The organism is Acuticoccus sp., assembly GCF_965213555.1.
In the GTDB taxonomy this organism is placed as follows: Bacteria; Pseudomonadota; Alphaproteobacteria; order Rhizobiales; family Amorphaceae; genus Acuticoccus.
The window spans coordinates 3,761,391-3,782,979 of the sequence record NZ_OZ243890.1 but is presented as its reverse complement, the minus strand read 5'-3'; the positions used below and the strand labels follow the sequence as shown (position 1 = coordinate 3,782,979).

The following is a 21,589-nucleotide window of genomic DNA, read 5'->3' as shown; positions in this document are numbered from 1 at the left end:
GCCCTCACGCGGTGCGCCGACGATGGTCCTTGACCGCGAGGCGTCCGCGTCAAACAACTGGGGCGTGGAGCCGGCGCGTCGTGGTGGCCGGACGGAGCGTCTTGTCATGCGCATGCCTTCGCCATCCATGGCGACCCGCCCATCCCCGTCGACCGGAGCGCGGGACGCCCCGCCCTCGCGTCCGCCGCGGCGCGCGTCCGCGTCGCTGGTCGGCTCGGCATCATGGGCGCCGACCATCGCGCTGTCTTGGTTCTGGGGTCTTGGCTTCTTCTACTCCGTGCACCTTGCCGCGAGCGAGGGATGGCTGGGCTTTACGCTCTTTGCCCTGCCGAACGCGCTCGGCCTGGCGCTGTTTGGAGCGGCGCTCGCGCGGCTCGGTCCGAAGGAGGATCTCGAGGGCGCACTGCGTCGCGCGGCGGCGCGTCACGCGCCGATCCTCATCGCCTACCAGGCGCTTGCGGTCGGCCTCACCACGTTCGCCTTCGCCACGTTGTTTGCCGTGCCGATGGTGGGCGCGTTCGCGTTGCCGGCCGTGCTCATCGTCGCGTTCGCGGCCATGGCGGCGGGGCACGCCGGCCTTGGTGCGCTCAGGCGGCTCCACCTTGTGGCGCTGCCCCTCGCGCTGGGAGCCGCGATCGCTGCGTTCGTCATGCGTCCGATGGGCGGCGACGGTGCGACGGTGCGCGCCGGCGCCGACCTTTCGCTCGTCATCCCAACGCTCGTCGGCTTCCTGCTGGGCCCCTGGCTTGACGTGCAGCAGTGGCAGCGCGCCGCTGCGATCCGTGCGAACGGCACTTCCGTCGGCCTGGCCTACGGGCTCGGTGGGGCGCTGTTTCTCGTCCTGATCACGGTCAACGCTGCGTTCGTCATCGATCTGCCCATGGGCGAGGCTGCGCTCGCCACCAATTGGGCGGGCGCCGCCGACGCGACGCCTGCCTTCGCGGCCGCGCTGCGGGACGCCGACGCCCTCGTCATCGCGCTCGCCACGGTGTGGGCCGTGACCGCGATGTTCACGACCCTCGACAGTGCATGGGCGGGCGTGCGCTGGACGATGGCCAGCGTGCGCGCCCACGGCGGAGCCGCGTTGTCCCTGCTGCCGCGTAGCCTCGTCGAGACCCCGTTCTGGGCCTTCCTCGCGGCGGCTGCCATTGCCTTCGGCGCCGTCGCGGCCAACGCGTCCCTGCTCGACCTCATGGCCCCCTACGCGACGGTCTTCGTCGGCTTCGCCGCCAGCGTCGTCCTCCAGCTCCTGCGTGGGGCCGGCCCTGCCGAGGGGACGTTATGTGCGCTGCTCGGCGCCGCCTCGCTCCTCGTGTTCGGCGTCGGCTACTACGGCGGGCTCCCCCTCATGACGGCCTTCGCGCCGCTTCTGCCATTCCTCGCGCTCCTTGCGCGCGAGGGCTCGGCCCACCGTCGATCCGGCGTCGACGAGCCGGCGCCGCCGGCCGCCGCCGCGCAGGCGTCGTCCGTGGTCATCGGGGACGCGGGAAGCGCGGAGATGATCCCGGCGCGTGGCCACTTCGACGGTGTGTGGTTCAACCTCGTCGTCATGCCGACCTACGACGACACGAACTCCGTCGGTAACGTCTACTTCGCCAACTACCTGCGCTGGCTCGGCCGAGCCCGCGAGATGTTCTTCGCGAAGGTGCTGCCGAAGTTCGACCTCAACACCACCGAGTTCCTCATCCTCACCCGCGACGTCTTCCACCAGTTCGTGTCGGAGATGCGTGAGTTCGAACCGGCGGTGGTCAGGCTGCGCATCGACAAGGTGAACCGCAAGTTCGCCCGCATCGAGCACGAGATCCGCGCTGACGACGGCCGGCTGATCGGCAAGGGCAACCAGCAACTCATGTTCGTCGACAGCCGTCAGTACCGCCTCATTGACATCCCAGGCGAGGTGATCGCCGGCTTCGTGCCCTTTGCAACGACCGTCGAGGACAAGCGCCCGGCGTGATGCGCCCGACGCCGGTGGCCACCCGACACCGGTGGTTGCCCGACACCGGTGGCCGCTCGACGGTCACAGTTCGTCCTGTCGCCCGGCCTCGTGCGTCGCAGCTTCAGCGCGTCCGGCCGCCAGCCTGACGCAAGCCCTCGCACGCAGATTGCTGTCAGCACGAAACATGGCCTGCCCGAGGCAGGCCCTGCATCGCTTTGCCATGAGGGCGAACCATGACGACCACCGACACCGGGGCGCCCGCGGGCGGCGCTGCGTTCCTGCCCACCGGCCTGCGCGACGTCGCCTTCGCCATTGCCGTCGTCGGCATGCTGGCGGTCCTGATCCTGCCGATCCCGACCTTCGTGATCGACGTCGCGCTCGCCCTGTCGATCGCCCTCGCCGTCCTCATCCTCATGGTCGCCTTATGGATCGAGAAGCCGCTCGAGTTCTCGTCCTTCCCGACGATCCTGCTCATCGCGACCATGCTGCGGCTGGCGCTCACCATCGCGACGACGCGCCTCATCCTGGCCGACGGCCACGAGGGCGTGACCGCGGCCGGACACGTCATCGCGGGCTTCTCGAACTTCCTGATGTCGGGCGACTTCGTCATCGGGATCGTCGTCTTCCTCATCCTCGTTGTGGTGAACTTCCTCGTCATCACGAAGGGCGCGACGCGCATCGCGGAGGTGGGCGCGCGCTTCACGCTGGACGCGATCCCAGGCAAGCAGATGGCGATCGACGCGGACCTGTCATCGGGCCTCATCAACGACGGCGAGGCGCAGCGCCGTCGGCGCGAGCTGGAAGAGGAGTCCTCGTTCTTCGGCTCCATGGACGGCGCGTCGAAGTTCGTGCGCGGCGAGGCGGTAGCCTCGCTCATCGTGATTGCCGTGAACATATTCGGCGGCATCGTCATCGCCACGACGCGTCACGGCATGGAGCTGGGGGCCGCCGCGGACGTCTTCACCCGCCTGTCGGTGGGTGACGGGCTCGTCAGCCAGATCCCGGCGCTGGTGATCTCCCTCGCCGCGGGCCTGCTCGTCTCGAAGGGGGGCACCCGAGGCTCGACCGACAAGGCGGTCCTCGGCCAGCTTGGCGCCTACCCGAAGGCGCTCTTGATGGCGGCCGGCCTCATGACGCTGTTCGCCATCATGCCGGGGTTGCCGACCATCCCCTTCATGCTCCTCGCCGCGGCGTTCGCCTTCGTCGCCTACACGATCCCCAGGCAGCGGCGCGCCGACGAGGCCTCCCGGATCGCCGAGGAGCAGCGTGCCGCCGAGGAGGCGACGCGCAGCCAGAAGGATTCGGTCCGCGCCGAACTCGACATCCCGGAGATCGAGCTCATCGTCGGCAAGCAGCTCGCGCGCACCGTGCTGCGCTCGCCCACCGAGCTGGCCCATCGCGTCGCCAAGATCCGCAGGAAGTTCGCCCGCGAGTTCGGCTTCGTGATCCCCGAGATCAAGGTCACCGAAAGCCTGACCGTGCCATCCAAGGGATATGAGATTGCCGTCCACGGCACCACGGTAGGCACGCACGAACTGCGGGTCGGCGACTTCCTGGTCGTCACCGCGGAGGCGCCGGCGCCGCAGGTGCCGCACGATGAGACGCGTGACCCGGCGTTCGGGATGAAGGCCGTGTGGATCAGCGAGGCCTTCGCCGCCGACGTCAAGCGCGAGGGGTTCGTCCCCATCGACAACCTGTCGGTTGTCTTGACGCACCTCGTGGAGATCACGCGCAACAACCTCGCGCAGCTCCTGTCCTACAAGGACATGCGCGCGCTCCTCGATCGCCTCGACGGCGAGTACAAGAAGCTGATCGACGAGATCGTGCCGGCGCAGATCTCCAACTCGGGGCTCCAAGCGGTCCTCAAGCTGCTGCTCGCCGAACGGGTGTCGATCCGCAACCTGCACCTCATCCTCGAGGCGGTCGCGGAGGTCGCCCCGCATGCCCGGCGCGCGGAGGCGGTCGCCGAGCACGTCCGCATCCGCATGGCCGCCCAGATCTGCGGCGACCTCTCGCAGAAGGGGACGCTCCACGTCCTGCGCCTCGGCAACCGTTGGGACCTCGCCTTCCACCAGGGTCTGAAGCGCGACGCCAAGGGGGAGGTGGTGGAGCTGGCCCTCGACCCACGGCTCGTCGAGCAGTTCGGCGAGGAGGCGACGAAGGCGATCCGCGAACAGATGGCGGTCCACGCGAAGTTCGCCATCGTCACCGCGCCCGACGCGCGACCCTACGTGCGCATGATCATCGAGCGCATGTTCCCGTCGATCGCGGTCCTCTCACACCTTGAGATCGCTCGCGGCACGACCGTGCAGCCCATCGGCTCCATCTCGTGAACGAGGCGGCGCTGGAGCCCATGGGGCTGGACGCGGCAGTGCTTGGCGTCGCCGTGGTGTTCGCGCGCGTCGGCGGGGTCTTCCTGATCGCGCCCGGGCTCTCCTCCCTGCGTGTGCCGATGCAGGTCAAGCTGTTCCTCGCGCTCGGGATCGCGCTCGCGATGGCCCCGCTCGTCCTCGACGATGCGGTTGTGGCCGTGGGCTCCGGAGCGCCGGCGGACCTCCTGAAGGTCCTTGGCACCGAGACCATGATCGGCCTCACGATCGGCCTCCTGTCGCGCCTCCTGTTGATGGCGTTGCAGACGATGTCGGTCGCCATCTCCAACATGGTCGGGCTGGGCGCGATCCCGGGTGTCGGGCTGGAGGGGGCCGAGCCGAGCCAAACGACCGCGACGCTGTTCATGGCGACCGCCGTCGTCATCATCTTCCTGGCCGACCTGCATCACGAGATCCTGCGGGCGTTGGTCGGCTCGTACGCCGTCGTCCCGCCAGGCGGCGGGATCGACGTGCGCGAGGCGCTGGTGTCCGTGGCGGACCGCGCCGCGACCACGTTCTTCGTCGCGCTGCGCCTGGCGGCGCCGTTCGTGATCTACTCGGTGATCGTGAACTTCGCCATCGGCCTCACCAACAAGCTCACGCCGTCGATCCCGGTCTTCTTCGTGGCGCTGCCGTTCGTCACCGCAGGCGGCCTCTTGATGATGGCCCTCGCCATCCGCGAGGTGATGACCGCGTTCGCCGACGCCTTCCGTCAGCTCGCGATCGCCTCGTGAGGGGCCGCGCCGAACGCCTGGCCCGGCTCGCTGGCGCCCAGCGGGCGCTCGCCGACGCCGCACGCGCGGAACGCGTCGCCGCCAAGGCCGCACACGAGGCGAGCGTTGTAGAAGGCACCGAGATCCTCGCCGCGCTGTGCGACGACACGGTCCTGCACGGGATCGCCGTCCCTGCGATGGCCGGCGCGCTGCGCCGCAACGGGCGCGCCAGCGAGCAGCTGCGTAGGCGCATCGACGAGGCGGCTGAGCGGCAGGGGCAGCTCGAGTTGATCGCGGAGCGTCTCGCGGAGCGTGCTGCGCAGGCCGACCGAGCCGAGCGGGCCCGAAGGGAGCGGCGGCGGCTCGAGGAGGTCGCGGTGACGTCGAGGACGCCCGAGCGGTCCGATGGCGCGCCAGCAGGGCCGTGCAAGCCTGTCAACAGCCAGCGGGACTAGGCTGAATGTGGAAGCGGTCCGCGCGCGGCGTGGGCCACCGCCCAAGAGGATGCCAATGACCTCTGTTCCCCCCATCGCCGCGACTGAACGCGCGCGCATCGCCCCAACCCCTTCGCTGCCGCGATCCCCATCGGCTGCCGAGCCCTTCGCCGTCGCCATGCGCGGAACGGGGTCCGCCGCCGAGGCGCGGGTCGCAGCGTCCCAGGACGTCGGCCGAGCCTTCGAGGCCGTGACGCTCGGGACCTTCGTGTCCGAGATGCTCCCATCCGACACGTCGTCCTTCTGGGGCAGCGACGGCGGCAAGCTTTGGCGCGGCGTCTTTGCCGAGCACTTGGCGGCCGAGATCGCCGAGACAGGAGGGGTCGGGATCGCCGACCTCGTCAACGAGATGCTGGACGAGCGCGAGGGACCGGCGGCATGACGAGCGCCATTGCGACATTACTGGGTCGGCTGGAGGTGCTCATCGACGGCTCGATCGCTGCGATGCAGTCCGGTCGAACCCTCGACGACCGGGCGATCGCGGATGCGAAGGGCCGCGTCCTGCTCGAGCTGTCGCGCCTCGGGGCGCGCGCGCCGAGGGACCTCACGCTGGCCAACGACGTGCGGCGTCTGCGCAGCAAGCTCGCGCAGGAGGAGGCCCTACTCGCGCGCCGCCTCGACGCGGCACGCCTCATCGCCGAGATCGTCACCGAGGCCGTCCTCGCCTCCGAGTCGGACGGAACCTACGACAGCAGCCCGACCGGCGTCGGACGGAGGCTGCCCTCATCCAGCGTGGAGGGCGCGAAGTGAAGCTGCTCATCGTTGGCCTTTGGGCCGTCGTCGTGACGCTCGGAGCGGGCTACGCCGCGGCAGCCTTCAAGCTGCAGTCGGGGGCGGACGACCCGAAGCCGAAGCTCGAGGGCCTGCGCTACACGTCGCTGCCGACCATGAGCGTGCCGGTCGTGGAGGATGGGGCTTTGGCGGGCTACGTCGTGGTGCGCATGGTCTACACCGCAGACGCAGCCGTCCTGCGCGCCCTCGCAGCCGAGCCGGACGCCTTCATCACCGACGAGATCTTCCGCACGATCTATGGTTCCGCCGAGGTCGACTTCGGTCAGCTTGCGCGGCTCGACCTAGCAGCGCTCGCCGATGGTGCCAAGGCGCGGGTGAACGAGCGCATGGGTGACGACGTCATCCAGGACCTGCTGGTGGACGGCTTGAACTACGTCAATCTCAACGCGCAGGGCACCGCAGCTCAAGGTCCAGGCGGTTCGCCCGAGGCACCGAGCGCGCCCGAAGCGGTCCGTCCCACCGCAGCCGCCCTGCACTAACTCCGGCAACTGGTGAACGCATGTCGATCACGTCCCGCATCCTCGCGATGGTCGCGCTCCTTGGGGCTGCGACCCTCCTCGTCGCCGGCCTCTCTTTCAAGCACGTACTCGAGGCAAGACGTGCGCTGGAGCGCGTGTCGGCTCAGGTCGAGCGTGCGGTCGTCCTGCTCGACGTCGAGCAGGCGATGCGCCCCGTCGCGGTGCAGTCCGCAGGTCTTGCGGCGTCGCGCGCCGGTGACGACGGGACGCGTCTGGTCGCTGCGCTCGACGCGCTCGATGCAGCTGTTGCGTCCTTCCCAGTCGCGACGGACGACGAGGATGCCGTGGTTCTGGTGCGAACGACGCGGCGCCTCGTTGGCAACGGCCGTGCGCTTGTCGAAGGCGTGGAGCGCGGCGAGCTCGATGCAGGTCGTGCGACGGGAGAGTTGCGGCTACAGCTCGCCGAGGTCGCGAGGCTCAGCGATGTCGTCGGCAACGCCATCACTGATCGGGCTGAGCGCCTACAGGCCGCAGTTGTCGCTGCCGGCGCATGGGCTGGCGTGCTCGGCCTTTCGACGGCATTTGGCGCAGCCCTCCTGGCTGGCGTTGCCGCCGTGCTGATGACCCGGCGACACCTCGCGCGGCCGCTTGATGCGCTGGCTGATGCCATGGAGCGCCTTGCAGCCGGCGAGGCGACCGCGAACCCTGCGGGCCTTCAGCTCGATGGGGTCCTTGGGCGCGCAGCAAGGGCCACCGAGGGACTGGGCGACCTGCTCCGGGACCACGAAGCGAGGCTGGCCTTGGTGCAGGCTCCCAAGGGGAGCATGGAGGAGGGCACGCAGCGGACCGAAGAGTTGGTTGCGCTCCTCGAGGCGGATGTCGCGTCGGTGGTGCGGTCGCTGTCGGCCTCGGCGGGGCGGTTGTCGACCAGCGCCGCGACGCTGCGACGGAGCGCCGACAAGGGCAACACGCAGGCCGGGCGGGTGTCGAGCGCTGCCGAAGAGACCTCGGGCAACGTGCAAGCGGTCGCGTCCGCTGCAGAGGAGCTTGCCGCCTCCGCCCAGGAGATCGGCAGCCAGGTGGCCCAGTCGACACTGATCTCCATGGAGGCGCTGCGCAAGGCGGAGGACGCCACGTCGGTGGTGGAGGGGCTCGCTCGGTCGGCGCGCAAGATCGGCCAGGTCGTCGACCTCATCGGGGACATCGCAAGCCAGACCAACCTGTTGGCGCTCAACGCGACCATCGAGGCCGCCCGTGCGGGTGACGCCGGCAAGGGCTTTGCGGTCGTCGCCATGGAAGTCAAGTCGCTCGCCGAACAAACCGGCAACGCCACCAAGGAGATCTCGTCGCAGATCGGCGCGGTCCAGTTGGACGTCGATCGGGTGGTTGGCGCAATCCAGAGCCTGAAGGCAAGCTTCGCGCAGGCGAACGAACTGGCTGCCGGCGTCGCCTCGGCGATCGAAGAGCAGGCGGCGGCCACCGGAGCGATCGCCCAGAGCGTTCACCAGGCCGCCGTGTCGACCCAGGACGTGTCGACGACCATCCTCGACGTCTCCAAGGCCGCCAACGACACCGGGCATGGAGCGAACGAGATCGTGGACGCGGCCGACGAACTCACCACGTACGCCGACACCTTGAAGACGCGCATGGCGAGCTTCATCGCCTCCATGCGCTCGACCGCCGCCTGAACGCGAACCGCCTGACGGACGTCGGTAGGGGACCGCGCCATGGACGGACATGACGAGCTCCTCAGCGAGTTCATCACCGACACGCAGGAGGCGCTCGAGCAGGTCGACGTGCGCCTCGTGGAGCTCGAGCATGCCTCGGAGCCGACGGGCACGCTGAACGAGCTGTTCAGGCTGATGCATACGATCAAGGGCACGTGCGGCTTCCTCGGGTTGCCCCGCATGGCCGGCCTCGCTCACGCCGCCGAGACGCTTATGGACCGGCTGCGCACCGGTGCGCCCGTCACGAACGAGGCGATCGACGGGGTGTTGAGGGTCGTCGACCTGCTGAAGTTGCTGCTCGACGCCATCGAGGCGAGCGGGGGAACCGAGCCCCATGGGTCCGACGAAGGGATCATCGCATCGCTCGACGCCGCTGGCACGGGAGGCAACGGCGCGGCCAGCACGGAGGGCGAGGCGATCACCGTGGCCGGGGTGCCGAGGGTCGACGCACGGGCAGCTAGTGAGCGCGAGGCACGCGCCGACGCCAGCCCGTCCGACGCCAGCTTCCCATCAACCGAGACCATCGGCTCTGCAGCTTCTCCCTGCACCGCGTCAGCGTCCGCCATCAAGCCAGCCACGCCGATCGCCGAGCCGACGGGGGAGAAGGCCGAGGGTGCAGAGGGCGCGGCCGGCGAGCGCTCGATCCGGGTCTCCCTCGACACCTTGGATCATCTCATGACGGTGGTCTCGGAGCTTGTCCTATCGCGCAACGAGCTGAACGAGATCATGCGCAACGAGGAGCGCATCCGCCACAAGCTGGCGCTGCAGCGTCTGTCCTCGGTGACCGGGGAGCTCCAGCGGGCGGTGATGTCGACCCGGATGCAGCCCATCGGGAACGCATGGCGCAAGCTGCCCCGCGTCGTTCGGGACGTCTCGGCAAGCCTCGGTAAGCAGATCGAGCTCGAGATGTGCGGGGCCCAGACCGAGCTCGATCGTGAGCTCCTCGAGAGCATCAAGGACCCGTTGATGCACATGGTCCGCAACGCGGCCGACCACGGACTGGAGGACCCCGAGGAGCGCCAGGCCGCGCGCAAGCCTGCGGTCGGGCGCATCACGCTCAACGCCTACCACGAGGGCGGTCAGATCCTTGTCGAGATCGCCGACGACGGTAGGGGGCTCGACGTCGAGCGCATCAAGGCGAAGGCCATCGAGCGCGGCATCGCCACCGCCGAAGACACCGATGGGATGTCGAAGGAACAGATCTTCTCCTTCATCTTCGAGCCGGGCTTCTCCACCGCGCAGCGGGTGACCTCGCTGTCTGGCCGTGGTGTCGGGATGGACGTCGTTCAATCCAACATCGAGCGCGTTGGCGGTTCCATCGACGTGCGCTCCGTGCCTGGGCGGGGCTCCGTCTTCACCTTGAGGATCCCGCTGACGCTCGCGATCCTGCATGCCCTCATCGTGGAGGTCGACGACCATCACTTCGCGGTGCCGCAGACGTCGGTGGACGAACTCTTGAGGGTTGCCCCCGGAGGACCTCACTCAATCCAGCTCATCAAGGACGCTCCGGTGCTGTGCTCGCGCGGCCGGCTTCTCCCGATCATCGATCTGAAGGAGGTGCTTCGGCTCCCGACGAGCCTTGACGCGGGCGGACAGCGGCCGGTCGCGGACGCGTCCACCGAAGGCTTCGTCATGGTGATGAGGGCGCGAGGGCTCCGCTTCGGTCTCTTGGTCGACGCCGTGCTGCGCACCGAGGAGGTCGTCCTAAAACCGCTGCCGATCGGGCTGCGCAACCTGGAGCTCTTCTCGGGATGCACCATCCTCGGGGACGGGCGCGTCATCATGATCGTCGATCCGAACGGCGTGCGCTCGGCCGCGATAAGCGCCGGGGAGGGGACGTTGTCGAGCACGGTTGCAGCGGACGCGGGCGCCCCGGTCGACGACGACAGGCAGCCTCTCCTCCTTTTCAAGGCGGCCAGCGGATGCCGTAAGGCGCTCCCTGTCAGCCTCGTCACCCGGCTGGAGGACCTCTGTCTCGCCGACGCCGAGCAGTCCGACGGCCGGTGGCGCATGAGGTACCACGACAAGCTCATCCCGCTCGTCTGGTTCGGCGAGCCTTCCGATCCGTCGTCCGCCGAGCGCAAGCCCGTCCTCGTGATGTCCGACAGGGAGCGCTCCATGGGCCTCATCGTCGATGAGATCCTCGACATCGTGGAGGATCGGGTCGAGGTGCAGATCCCCTCTGAGCAGAACGGGATCCTGGGAAGCGCGATCATCGGTGGTGCCCATGCCGAGGTCGTCGACGTGTCGTACTTCCTTGGCCGCGCGTCGCCGCACTGGTTCGATCTCCACCGGCGCGTCCGCGACGGGAACGATAAGGTGCTGATCGTCGACGGCTCGGCGTTCTTCCGCAACCTCGTCGCCCCGGTGGTCCGCTCCGCCGGGCTCGTGCCCATCGCGTGTGCCTCGGGCGCGGAGGCCCTGGAGCGGCTCGAGCGTGGGCTGCACCCTGCGGTGATTTTGACCGATGTCGACACACCGGAGATGGGCGGCTTCGCCTTCGCAAAGGCGTTGCGGCGCATCAGCCGGCTCGACTCGGTCCCCGTGGTGGCGCTTACCGGCACGCTAACGGACGACGCCGTCGCGCGGGCCTGCGCCGAGGGCTTCGCAGGCTCCATCTCCAAGCTCGATCGCAACGGCATCCTCGAGTGCCTGCGTCGTTGCATCAAGCCTGCGTCCGACGGGATCGCCGCATGAAGCCCGTCGGTCGAGGCCTCGACGAACCCCACGGCTTCGTGACCGCGAGGCTCGCCGATCACTGGTTCGCGCTGCCGATCGCATCGGTGCACGAGGTTTTCCGGTTGTCGCTCGTCACGCAGGTGCCCCAGTCGTCCCCCGGCGTCATCGGCGTCATGAACCTGCGCGGACGCATCGCCACGGCACTCGACACCCGGCAGATCCTGGGACTTCCGTCGGCGAGGGGGGGCGCGACGCTGGCCATTGGGATCGAGCGTCGCGGGGAGCTGTTCGGCTTCGCCGTGGATGAGATGGGCGACGTCCTGACGTCGGTCCCTGGCGAGCGCGAACCTGCGCCCGTTAACCTTGACCAGCGGTGGCGCGAGGTCGTCGCCGGCGTGACCCGCTTCGACAGGCACCTCGTCCTGATCGTCGTCGTCGATCGCCTGTTCGACGGTATCCTGACGACGGCGAACGCGTGAGCACGGCGCCGCTCATCGTCCCGTGGAAGGACCGCAAGCGACTGCAGCTCCTCGCGCAGTCCGCGCCGCTGCGGACCGCGCTACGCCGTGCGCTATCCAACTCCGACTTCAGCCTGGCCCCAGACGCGATCGGGCCGAGCGATGCGACGCGCGCGATCGATCAGGCCGGCGCCGACTGCCTCATCCTCGACGTCGAGCTGCCGGGGCTTCACGGGCTCGAGCTCGTTCGCAAGATCCGCGCCGTCGACCCCGCATTGCCGATCATCGTCCTCGCCCCCGAGGGGTGGAAGGGGCACGCGATCAGGGCGGAGGCGATGGAGTGCGGAGCGGTCGGCGTCATTCTGAAGCCGTCGGGCGACGAGCCCCTGGCATCCCGGGCCGTCGCACAATCGATCCTCGGGGTTTTGGCGCAGCATCGCTGGGCGGCTCGAACCGCCCCACTGGCGCGGACGGGACGCACCACACCATCGCAGCCTGCGAGTGGGGACGGCAGCGAGCGATCGAGCCCGTCGACGGGAGCGCGGGCCATGCGCCCGCGTGCTCCTGCGAAGGTGCTGGTGGTCGCAAGCTCGACCGGGGGTCCGCAGGCGCTCATCGCCATGTTCTCCGCGATCCCACCGTCTGCCATCCCAGCGCCGGTGCTCGTCGTACAACACATGCCAGCGGCCTTCACGCCGATCCTCGCCGATCACATGTCGCGTGCCACCGGGTGGTGCGCGCTCGAAGCGAGGGCGGACGAGCCCCTCGCCGCTGGCCAGATCCGCATTGCTCCAGGCGGTTACCACATGGTGGTCGGCGGCACTGGAGGAGCACCTTCGCTCAAGCTGACCGAGACGCCTCAGGTGAACTTCTGCCGGCCGTCGGCGGACGTCCTCTTCGTCTCCGCCGCGCAAAGGTTCGGCAGCGCCGTCCTCGCCGTGATCTTGACCGGCATGGGCAACGACGGCTGTGAAGGCGCGAAGGCCATCGCAGCCGCTGGCGGAACCGTCTTCGCGCAAGATCGCGAAACGAGCGTCGTTTGGGGCATGCCCGGTTCAGCCGTCGGGGCTGGCGTGGTCGACCGTGTCCTTGCCCTGGACGGCATCGCCGCGGCCGTCAAGGCGGCGATGGGGGGAGGCGCATGATGTTGAGGGAGGACCACTTCGCCTTCCTGCGACGCATCCTCAAGGATCGTTCCGGACTCGCGCTCAACACCGACAAGCACTACCTCATCACGGCACGGCTCAAGCCCATCATCGAGGCCCATGGCTTCGCCGACGTGGGGGAGCTCGTGGCCGCGATGCGCGACGTGCGCGGCGCTAGGATCACCGAAGAGGTCGTCGACGCGATGACGACCAACGAGTCGCTGTTCTTCCGCGACACGCAGCCGTTCGATGCGTTGATCAAGCACATGCTTCCGACGTTGATGCGCGCCCGCGGAGGCCGACCGATCAGGATCTGGTGCGCTGCCGCCTCGACCGGACAAGAGCCATACTCGATCGCCATCGTGCTCGAGGAGAACGCTGCGAAGCTCGCCGGACAGCGCGTCGAAATCCTCGCCAGCGACATCAGCCAAGCCGCGCTTCGACGAGCTCGCTTCGGCGAATACACCGAGTTCGAGGTCGGACGAGGCGTGCCGCCGCACCTTCTTGGTCGCTACTTTCAGAAGGTGCAACGCAACCATTGGACCATCGCCCCACGGATCAAGTCGCGCGTCACGTTCGAGTGCCGCAACCTGCTCGAGCCTTTCGCACGCCTTGGCACCTTCGACATCGTGTTCTGTCGCAACGTTCTCATCTACTTCGATCGGCCGACGAAGACCGGTGTGTTGGAGCGGATCAGCGGCGTGTTGGCCCCTGACGGGTACCTCGTGCTAGGGGGAGCAGAGACGACGCTCGGCCTCACCGCGCGGTTCAGCCGGCACCGCACGTGGCGCAACGTTTACGTGCGTGCTGCGAGCGACATCTCGACGATGGATCGCCTCCCGGCCTGATGCACGGGACCGGCGCCGACTTAGGTCGCGTCCCCATCAACGATCGATCAAAGCTCATCGGGTTTGGTCTGCCCTCCTTCACACAGGGAGCGACACGGACCGGCACCATTGAGCGACGCGATGTTGGGGGGCGATCATCCAGCCGCTCTTGCCGACGAAGGGGCGTGCCTCGGGTCGACGACCGACGGGTGATCGACGGCATCCTTTGGCGGTTCCGGACCGGGTCGCCCTGGCGCGACCTGCCCGAGCGCTACGGACCACGCACGACGCTCTACAACCGCTTCGTCCGATGGCGGGCGAAGGGGATCTCGGACCGCATCCTGGCCGCCGTGTCGGAAGCTACGACCGCGACATCGTCATGATCGACGCCTCATGCGTGCGCGTCCACCAGCACGCCGCCACCATTGAATGGGGGGGGACGATCGCTTGCATGGGCCGTTCCCGCGGCGGCCTGACCACGAAGATCCACGCCCTCGTCGATCCCGAGGGACGACCGATCCGCCTCGCGCTGACACCCGGACAGGCCGGCGACGCACCGGCCGCCCTCGGCCTGATCGACGGCCTCGTGCCAGGCTCCATCCTCATCGCCGACCGGGCATAGGACACCAACGCGATCCGCGCGCACGCGAGCGGAGGCGGCGCATGGGCCCACATCCCGCCACGCGTGATCTGTAAGAACACGTTCGCCTTCAGCCGCCTCCTTTACCGCGAGCGCCAACTCGTCGAGCGGTCCTTCAATCGGGTCAAAAGGTTCCGCCGCATCGCCACGCGGTCCGATCGCCGGCCTGACAACCTCGCCGCCATCACCCTCGCAGCGATCCGCATCTGGATCGCCGCGAAGTGAGTCCGCGGCCTAGGACGCGTCGTGCGCGTGCTGTTCCGCGCGTCCATCCGGGGTCGTTAGGGGCAGCAGGCAACCGCCAAGGACGCCGACACGCTCTGCGCCCGGCGAAGCATGAGGACGACATCGCCGCACGCTGGGTCGTCGCTCTTGTCGTCGTGCGGAGCGCCGCGTCCGGAACGGTCCGTACCGTCTCCAGCGCTCATCGTCTTCAGCACCTTCATGCGTCCCCCACCAGCCTTATCGTGCCGAGCACCAAGGACGACCGTCGCTCGCAAGCATGGCAGCACGTTCCAGCTGTACTCGCTGGGCCAACGTGATCGAGCGCGTTCCGCTCGAGCGGTCGACGCTGCCGTGGGGTAAGCTTCCGATTGCGAACGCTGCTTCGAGCTGACCTCTGGGGACCGCTGGAAGGATGCGCTCGACGGCGACGGGCCGCACAAGACGCTCTACAACCGCTTCGTTCGTTGCGCCGCGAAGGGCGTGTGGATCTCTGCCGCGCCCTCGCCTCGGCGGGCGGGCCCTCGCCAGCGCTGTTGGTCGACCCCTCGGCCGTCGAGGCGCACCGCTGTGCGTCCGGCGCCAGAGGGGGGGGGGGGGGGAGCGAACCCCAGCGATCGGGCGCTCCGGCGGCGGTCGCACGACCGAGATCCATGCGCTGACCGACGAGGTCTGTCGCCGGTCGCCTTCTTGCTGACCGGCGGACAGGTCGCCCACTGCACCGACCCTGTCGAGACGGTCGCGGACTGCCTGATCCTGCACCCCGACAAGGGGGCTACGACACGAACAGGGCTCGCCGGACGGTCGAGGCTCGCGACGCCGTGCCCAGCATCCCGCCGGAGGGGCAACCGCCGCTGGACGAACGGCTTCTCGCCGTGGCTCTACGGTGATCGCAACCCCATCGAGCCCATGTTCGGCCGGCTCAACGACTTCCGCCGTGTCGAGATGCGCTACGATCGCCTCGCCGCCAACTTCCCGGTCGCAACTTGTCTCGCAGCAACGGTCAGCTCCTGTTATAAGTCCCTACCTTAGGCCGAGGACCCATGAGCACGATCCGTTGAGGCGGATCGGATCCCGCGATCTCCCAAGGGAGATCGACAAGAGCCGAGGCACTTCCGGTCGAGCGAGGCGCGGTTCGAGCACCTCGCTGCTCCTGCCGACTGACATGCGAGGGAAGCTTCGCGTTGGCGACCGCCGGGTCATCGGCGGGGTCGTCCCCGTCCTGACGTCGGGCTGCCGGTGGAAGGGATGCGCGTCAAACCTACGGCCCGCACGAGACGCTCTGCAACCGCGTCGTCCGTTGGGCGGCGAGGGGCGTGGGGGTCGATGTCTTCCGCGCTCCGGCCGCGGCTGGCCGACCGCCCTCGGCGATCCTGACCCATTCGTCGGCCGTGAAAACCCATCGCTGCGCCGCCGGCGGTCGAGAGAGGAGCGGGGCCAGGCGATCGGACGCTCCCGCGGCGGGCGCACGACCAAGATCCTCGCCCTGACCCGTGGCCTCGGTAAGCCGGTCGCCTTCCACCCGACCGGCGGGCAAGCGGCCGACTGCAGGCTACTGAGCGCCATGCCGGCCTGCCGGTGAGCGCCATGCCGGCCTGCCGGGTCGTCCACGCCGACACGGCATGCGACGTCAATGCGATCCGCCGCGCTGTCGAGGCCTGCGGCGCGCTGGCGAACATCCCGCCGACGTCCAAGGGGCGCTGGAGGCGTGCTTCCTGCCCTTCCTCTCCCGCGACCCGAACGCCATCGAGCGCGTGTTCGGCCGGCTCAATGACTTCCGCCGTGTCGCGCCCTGCTACGACCGGCGGGCGGCCGGCGTCCGCCGCCGCCCGTCTCGCCGCAACCGTCGGCTCCGGAATACCAGTCCCGGCCTTAAAGCGAAGGATCAAGGGTGCATCAGTGAGGGCAGGAACGCCTCGTGCCTTGCGCGGAGGTCGGCTACGGCAACGCGAAGGCGACCGGGCACGATCAGCGCGTCGCCCATGGCGATGCCGAGCGGCGCGACGGCGATGCCGGCGTCGGCCGCGGCGGCGACGACGGCGTCGGTCCGGCGCGTGGCAAGGACGTAGCGCCCCTGATCCTCAGCGAACAGGCGGACGTGCAGCGGGTCCGGGACGTCGAGCCGCGCGCCGACGCACGACGCCATCGCCATCTCCGCGAGCGTTGCGCCGAGCCCGCCGGAGGAGACGTCGTGGCAGGCGCGGACGTGCCCCCCCGTTATCAGGGCCCGAACCACGTCGCCGTGCCGCCGCTCGCGCGTCAGGTCGACCGGGGGAGGGGGACCGGCGCGACGCCCCCGCACGATGTCGAGGTAGAGCGACTGCCCAAGATGGTCGCCGTGCCCGCCGACGAGGAACACCGTGTCGCCCTCGGCCCATGCGATGCCGGCGCGGCGTTCGACGTCCGCCAAGCGGCCGACGCCGCCGACGGCGGGGGTGGGCAGGATCGCCCGCCCGTCCGTCTCGTTGTACAGCGAGACGTTGCCGGACACGACGGGGAAGTCGAGCGCCCGCGCCGCCTCGCCGATGCCGCGGACGGCGAGCGCGAACTGGCCCATGACCTCGGGCCGGGTCGCCGCGCCGAAGTTGAGGTTGTCGGTGAGCGCGAGGGGCGTCGCACCGACCGCCGTGAGGTTGCGCCACGCCTCCGCCACCGCCTGGCGTCCCCCCTCGAACGGGTCGGCCGCGCAGTATCGCGGCGCGACGTCCACCGTCATGGCGAGCGCCAACGGCCCGTCGCCCACGCGCACCACCGCGGCGTCCCCGCCGGGGCCCGCGGCGACGTTGCCGCTGATGACGTGGTCGTACTGCTCCCACACCCAGCGCCGCGACGCGCCGTTGGGGCTGCCGATCAGCGCGAGGAGCGCCTCGCCCACGTCGTCCGGCGGGGCGCGGTCGGCGTCCTTCAGCGGTTCGGGGGGCGCGGCCTCGGTCCACGGCCGCTCGTACATCGGCGCCTCGTCGCCGAGCTCCTTGATGGGAAGGTCCGCCTCGACCTTGCCGCGGTGGAGGACGCGGAAGCGCAGGTCATCGGTGGTCTCGCCGACGATGGCGCTGTCGAGCTCCCACTTCGCGAAGATCGACTGCGCCGCATCCCAGCGGTCCGGCTCGAGCACCAAGAGCATGCGCTCCTGGCTCTCCGACAGCATCATCTCGTACGCGCTCATGCCCTCCTCGCGGCAGGGCACGGCGTCGAGGTCGAGGCGGATGCCGAGGTCGCCCTTGGCGCCCATCTCGACCGCCGATGAGGTGAGGCCCGCCGCTCCCATGTCCTGGATCGCGACGACCGCGCCGGTCGCCATCAGCTCCAGGCACGCCTCGAGGAGGCGCTTGCCGGCGAACGGGTCGCCGACCTGCACCGCGGAGCGCTCGGACTGATCCGCGGAAGAGAAGCTCGCCGAGGCCATGGTCGCGCCGTGGATGCCGTCGCGGCCGGTCTTGGAGCCGAGGTAGACGATGGGCCGGCCGACACCCCGCGCACGGGAGGTGAAGATCGCGCCTGTGGCGACGATCCCCACCGCCATGGCGTTGACCAGCGGGTTGCCGTCGTAGGCGGGATCGAACTCCAACTCGCCACCCACGGTCGGCACGCCGAACGCGTTGCCGTAGCCGCCGACCCCGGCGACGATGCCAGCGAGGAGGTGGCGGGTGCGCGGGTGCTTCGGATCGCCGACGCGCAGGGCGTTGAGGACGGCGATGGGCCGCGCGCCCATGGTGAAGACGTCGCGCAGGATGCCGCCGACCCCCGTCGCCGCCCCCTGATAGGGCTCGATGAAGGAGGGGTGGTTGTGGCTCTCCATCTTGAACACCACGGCGAGTCCGTCGCCGAGGTCGACGACGCCCGCGTTCTCGCCTGGACCGTGGATGACGTGCGGACCCGTCGTCGGCAGGGTCCTCAGGTGGACGCGGGACGACTTGTAGGAGCAGTGCTCGTTCCACATGGCCGAGGCGATGCCGAGCTCGGTCAGCGTGGGCGTCCGGCCAATGAGGGCGCGCAGCCGCGCGTACTCATCCTCGGTCAGGCCGTGGGCGCGGACGAGGTCGGGCGTGATGCTGGGGTCCACGAGGCCTTCCGGACGGTCGCCCGCCGCATATGGGGAGGGACCGGAGGCGTCAAGCGGAAGACCGGCGGGCGTGGTCACGGATCGCGCTCGGGAAGGCACGCGACAAGGATCTCGGCTGGCTCGTACCGACCTTGCTCATCGTCGCGGCGAGCCCCTGCGTCGGGGCGATCGCCGACCGCCTGGCCACTCGCCCCGCCCTGCGGGTCGGCAGGCTCGGTGAGGCCGCAATGCCGAGGCGCGAGGCCGAGGGCGTCCGCTTCGCGCACCGCAAGGTGACCGTGCGAGCGGTCGGGGCCCAGGACGAGCCATCGCGGCGCAGGGCGGCGCTGGGTGCCGTGCGCGAGCCGCGCCCATGCGGCCGACGCGGTGACGGCGGAGCTTGGTGCGCCCGCCTCCTCAGCGGGTGGCGGAGCGCTCGGCCGCGGCCCTGCGGATCGCCGTCTCCAGGACATGCGCCGGCTGGGCACCGGCGACCGCGTAGGTGTTGTCGAGGATGAAGCAGGGGACGCCGGTGACGCCGATCGCCTGCGCGTGGACGATCTCCGCCTCCGTCTCGGCAAGGTCCGCGTCGGAGGAGAGCAGCCGCTCTGCGACCGCGCCATCCATGCCGGCGTCGCGCGCCGCGTCCACGAGCACGGCCCGGTCGGTGAGGTCCGCGCCTTCGATGAAGTAAAGCCGGAACAGGCGCTCCACCATCGCGTCCTGCACGCCCTCCAAGGCCGCCCACCGGATGAGACGGTGGGCGTCGAGCGTGTTCGGCGAGCGCGTGATCCTGTCGAACGCGAACGGGATGTCCTCGCGCGCGCCCTCCGCCGACACGCGCTCATAGATCTGCGCAGCGCGATCAGGCCCGCCGAACTTCTCGGACAGGTACTGCGCGCGGTCCTTGCCGTCCGCGGGCAGCGTCGGATCGAGTTGGAACGGTCGCCACACGACGCGCACGTCGACGTCGTCGAGCTTGGCGAGCGCCGCCTCGAGGCGTCGCTTGCCGATGTAGCACCATGGGCACATGACGTCGGAGACGACGTCGACGTTCACAGGTTCGAGGGCGCGCGTGTCGACGGTCATGGCTTCACCCACCAGGTTTCAGGCTCGATCCCGTAGAGGCTCTGGCGCTCGGGCATCTGGAGGCGCGTCGCGTGGGCCACCCACTGCACCGGCGTGTGGTAGAGAGGAACCACGTAGACGCCCGACAGCAGGACGCGGTCAAGCGCGCGCACCGCGTCCTCGAAGGCCTTGCGATCCTCGGCGGCAAGCATGGCCTCGATCATCGCGTCGATGGCTGGCTCCCTTGCGCCGACGAAGTTGAAGGAGCCCTCCATGTCCGCCGCGGCGCTCGACCAGCGGTGGACCTGCTCGTTGCCTGGGGACAGCGACGCCGGCCAGTAGAAGCGGATCATGTCGAAGTCGAACGCGATGAGGCGAGCGCTGTACTGCGTGGGATCGGCGAACGTGACCTTCGCCTCGATCCCGACGGGGTCGAGCAGCCGGCTGAAGGCGAGCGCAAGGCGCTCGTCGTCGCGCGTCGCGACCAGCAGCTCGAACTCGAAGGGCTCGCCGGCCCCATTGACGAGCGTCCGATCCTTGATGCGCCAGCCCGCCTCCGCGAGGAGGGCGAGCGCGCGGCGCACCGCGGCCCGGTCGCGTCCCGTGCCGTCGAGTGTGGGCGGCAACCACGTCCCGTCGAGCACGGCCGGTGCGACCACGCCCTCGTAGGCGGCGAGGAGCGCGCGCTCGCCGGCGCTCGCCGGGGTGCCCGTCGCAGCGAGCGGCGAGCTCGCAAAGTAGGAGTCCGTGCGCACCAGCTCGCCGTGGAACAGGTTCTCGTTGATCCAGGGGAAGTCGAACAGGAGGTTGATCGCCTGGCGGACCCGCACGTCGTCGAAGGGCGCGCGGCGTGTGTTGAACGCGAACGCGTACATCCCCCGAGGCACGCCGAGGGGGACCTCTGCGCGTGCCACCCGTCCGTCCGCGAGGGCGGGGAAGTCGTAGGCCGAGGCCCAACGCCCGGCATCGCCCTCGAGGTAGAGGTCGATCTCGCCGGTCTTGAACGCCTCGAACATCGCCGTCTCGTCGCGATAGAAGCGGAACTTCACGGTGTCGGCATTGTAGCGGCCCGCGTTCAGCCGGTGGCCCTCACCCCAGTAATCGGGGTCGCGCTCGAAGGTGAGCGAGCGGCCCGGCTCGACGTCGCCGACGACGTAGGGGCCAGTGCCGACCGCAGGGGCGAAGGTCGTGCGCCCGAACGCCTCGGGGTCGACGTCGTGCTTCGGTAGGATCGGCATCAGTCCAAGGATGAGGGGCAGCTCACGGTCGTTCGCGCTCGGGAAGCGGAAGGTGATGGTTTGCCCGTCCGGCGTTTCGACGGCCTCGACCTTGCCGTAGTGCGTGCGCATGTACGGCCGCCCATTGTCCCTCAAGAGACGCCAGGTGAACGCGACGTCCGCCGAGGTCACCGGCTCGCCGTCGGAGAACCTCGCCCGCTCGTCGATGGTGAACGTCACGCTGTCGCGCTCCGGTGGGACGACGACGTCCGACGCCAAAAAGCCGTAGAGCGAGAACGGCTCGTCCGCGTTGCGCTCAAGCAGGCTCTCATAGACGAGGTTGCCGAACGTCGCGTCGCGCAGCCCAGGCGCGTAGGCGCCCCTCGGGATCATGACGTTGAGCGTGTCGAAGGTGCCCAGCGCGCCGAACGTCATGCGCCCGCCCTGCGGCGCGTCCGGGTCGGCATAGGGCAGGGCGGCGCTGGGCTCGAGCCGAGGTTTGCCGTGCATCGCGATCCCGTCGGCTGCGACCGCCGCGGACGCCGCGAGGAGGGCGACGGCCGCTGCCAACGCTCCGTTGAGTGTCCTATGGTTCACGCCTTACTCCCCTCCACTCGTCGTCCGTGCGCTGGTTCACTAGGCCGCAACAATTTCGTTTGATCCTTTTGGCAGCCGTTCTAGCCATCCTGCCGCGAGCGGTCTAAGCGTTCGTTGACGGAGCGACGACTGGACCGGTTGCTCGACGCGGGCGCAGCGTGGACGAGCGTCGCCCGCCGGCCGCCGGCCGAAGACGTCGGGCAGA

General features: G+C 69.5%; 15 protein-coding genes and 3 pseudogenes. 15 read left to right on the top strand and 3 right to left on the bottom strand.

Annotated elements, in window-relative coordinates:
* The first annotated feature begins 112 nt into the window (after positions 1 to 112).
* The 15 genes and pseudogenes from ACOOE8_RS17660 to ACOOE8_RS17590 form a co-directional block, all read left to right on the top strand.
* Positions 113 to 1,954, top strand: a complete 1,842-nt coding sequence (locus ACOOE8_RS17660; protein ID WP_420392711.1) for an acyl-CoA thioesterase — start codon at positions 113 to 115, stop codon at positions 1,952 to 1,954.
* Between the two features lie 215 nt (positions 1,955 to 2,169).
* Positions 2,170 to 4,269, top strand: coding sequence for a flagellar biosynthesis protein FlhA (flhA, locus tag ACOOE8_RS17655; protein WP_420392710.1), 2,100 nt, complete (start codon positions 2,170 to 2,172; stop codon positions 4,267 to 4,269).
* Entirely contained in the window at positions 4,266 to 5,039 is a 774-nt protein-coding gene (locus ACOOE8_RS17650) for a flagellar biosynthetic protein FliR (protein ID WP_420392709.1), read from the top strand. Before flhA ends, ACOOE8_RS17650 begins: the two co-directional genes overlap by 4 nt.
* Positions 5,036 to 5,473 carry a hypothetical protein gene (locus ACOOE8_RS17645; RefSeq protein ID WP_420392708.1) on the top strand — a complete coding sequence of 146 codons (438 nt, stop codon included), beginning with the start codon at positions 5,036 to 5,038 and terminating at the stop codon, positions 5,471 to 5,473. Before ACOOE8_RS17650 ends, ACOOE8_RS17645 begins: the two co-directional genes overlap by 4 nt.
* A gap of 55 nt (positions 5,474 to 5,528) precedes the next feature.
* Positions 5,529 to 5,894: a rod-binding protein gene (locus ACOOE8_RS17640; protein WP_420392707.1), complete on the top strand. Its 366-nt coding sequence runs from the start codon at positions 5,529 to 5,531 to the stop codon at positions 5,892 to 5,894.
* Positions 5,891 to 6,262, top strand: coding sequence for a hypothetical protein (locus ACOOE8_RS17635; protein WP_420392706.1), 372 nt, complete (start codon positions 5,891 to 5,893; stop codon positions 6,260 to 6,262). Before ACOOE8_RS17640 ends, ACOOE8_RS17635 begins: the two co-directional genes overlap by 4 nt.
* The gene (locus tag ACOOE8_RS17630; RefSeq protein ID WP_420392705.1) at positions 6,259 to 6,783 is read left to right on the top strand and encodes a hypothetical protein; all 525 of its coding nucleotides are present in this window, start codon (positions 6,259 to 6,261) and stop codon (positions 6,781 to 6,783) included. Before ACOOE8_RS17635 ends, ACOOE8_RS17630 begins: the two co-directional genes overlap by 4 nt.
* A 185-nt stretch (positions 6,784 to 6,968) precedes the next feature.
* Positions 6,969 to 8,450 carry a methyl-accepting chemotaxis protein gene (locus tag ACOOE8_RS17625; protein WP_420392704.1) on the top strand — a complete coding sequence of 494 codons (1,482 nt, stop codon included), beginning with the start codon at positions 6,969 to 6,971 and terminating at the stop codon, positions 8,448 to 8,450.
* Positions 8,451 to 8,489: 39 nt separating this feature from the next.
* The gene (locus ACOOE8_RS17620) at positions 8,490 to 11,186 is read left to right on the top strand and encodes a chemotaxis protein CheW (RefSeq protein WP_420392703.1); all 2,697 of its coding nucleotides are present in this window, start codon (positions 8,490 to 8,492) and stop codon (positions 11,184 to 11,186) included.
* Complete coding sequence (locus ACOOE8_RS17615) at positions 11,183 to 11,647, top strand: chemotaxis protein CheW (RefSeq protein ID WP_420392702.1); 465 nt, start codon at positions 11,183 to 11,185, stop codon at positions 11,645 to 11,647. Before ACOOE8_RS17620 ends, ACOOE8_RS17615 begins: the two co-directional genes overlap by 4 nt.
* Positions 11,644 to 12,771 (top strand): chemotaxis protein CheB, encoded by a 1,128-nt coding sequence (locus tag ACOOE8_RS17610; protein ID WP_420392701.1) that lies wholly within the window; start codon positions 11,644 to 11,646, stop codon positions 12,769 to 12,771. The genes ACOOE8_RS17615 and ACOOE8_RS17610 overlap by 4 nt, the downstream gene beginning before the upstream one ends.
* Complete coding sequence (locus ACOOE8_RS17605; RefSeq protein ID WP_420392700.1) at positions 12,768 to 13,619, top strand: CheR family methyltransferase; 852 nt, start codon at positions 12,768 to 12,770, stop codon at positions 13,617 to 13,619. Before ACOOE8_RS17610 ends, ACOOE8_RS17605 begins: the two co-directional genes overlap by 4 nt.
* 107 nt (positions 13,620 to 13,726) lie before the next feature.
* Positions 13,727 to 14,463: pseudogene (locus tag ACOOE8_RS17600) on the top strand (IS5 family transposase).
* A gap of 387 nt (positions 14,464 to 14,850) precedes the next feature.
* Positions 14,851 to 15,492 (top strand): annotated as a pseudogene (locus ACOOE8_RS17595) (IS5 family transposase); the annotation flags it as partial.
* A gap of 39 nt (positions 15,493 to 15,531) precedes the next feature.
* Positions 15,532 to 16,320, top strand: a pseudogene (locus ACOOE8_RS17590) (IS5 family transposase); the annotation flags it as partial.
* A gap of 25 nt (positions 16,321 to 16,345) precedes the next feature.
* On the opposite strand, the gene purL reads toward ACOOE8_RS17590, so the two are convergent.
* The 3 genes from purL to ACOOE8_RS17575 form a co-directional block, all read right to left on the bottom strand.
* Complete coding sequence (gene purL, locus ACOOE8_RS17585) at positions 16,346 to 18,523, bottom strand: phosphoribosylformylglycinamidine synthase subunit PurL (RefSeq protein WP_420392699.1); 2,178 nt, start codon at positions 18,521 to 18,523, stop codon at positions 16,346 to 16,348.
* Between the two features lie 396 nt (positions 18,524 to 18,919).
* Positions 18,920 to 19,591 carry a DsbA family oxidoreductase gene (locus ACOOE8_RS17580; protein WP_420392698.1) on the bottom strand — a complete coding sequence of 224 codons (672 nt, stop codon included), beginning with the start codon at positions 19,589 to 19,591 and terminating at the stop codon, positions 18,920 to 18,922.
* Positions 19,588 to 21,384 (bottom strand): extracellular solute-binding protein, encoded by a 1,797-nt coding sequence (locus ACOOE8_RS17575; protein ID WP_420392697.1) that lies wholly within the window; start codon positions 21,382 to 21,384, stop codon positions 19,588 to 19,590. The genes ACOOE8_RS17580 and ACOOE8_RS17575 overlap by 4 nt, the downstream gene beginning before the upstream one ends.
* Positions 21,385 to 21,589 lie beyond the last annotated feature (205 nt).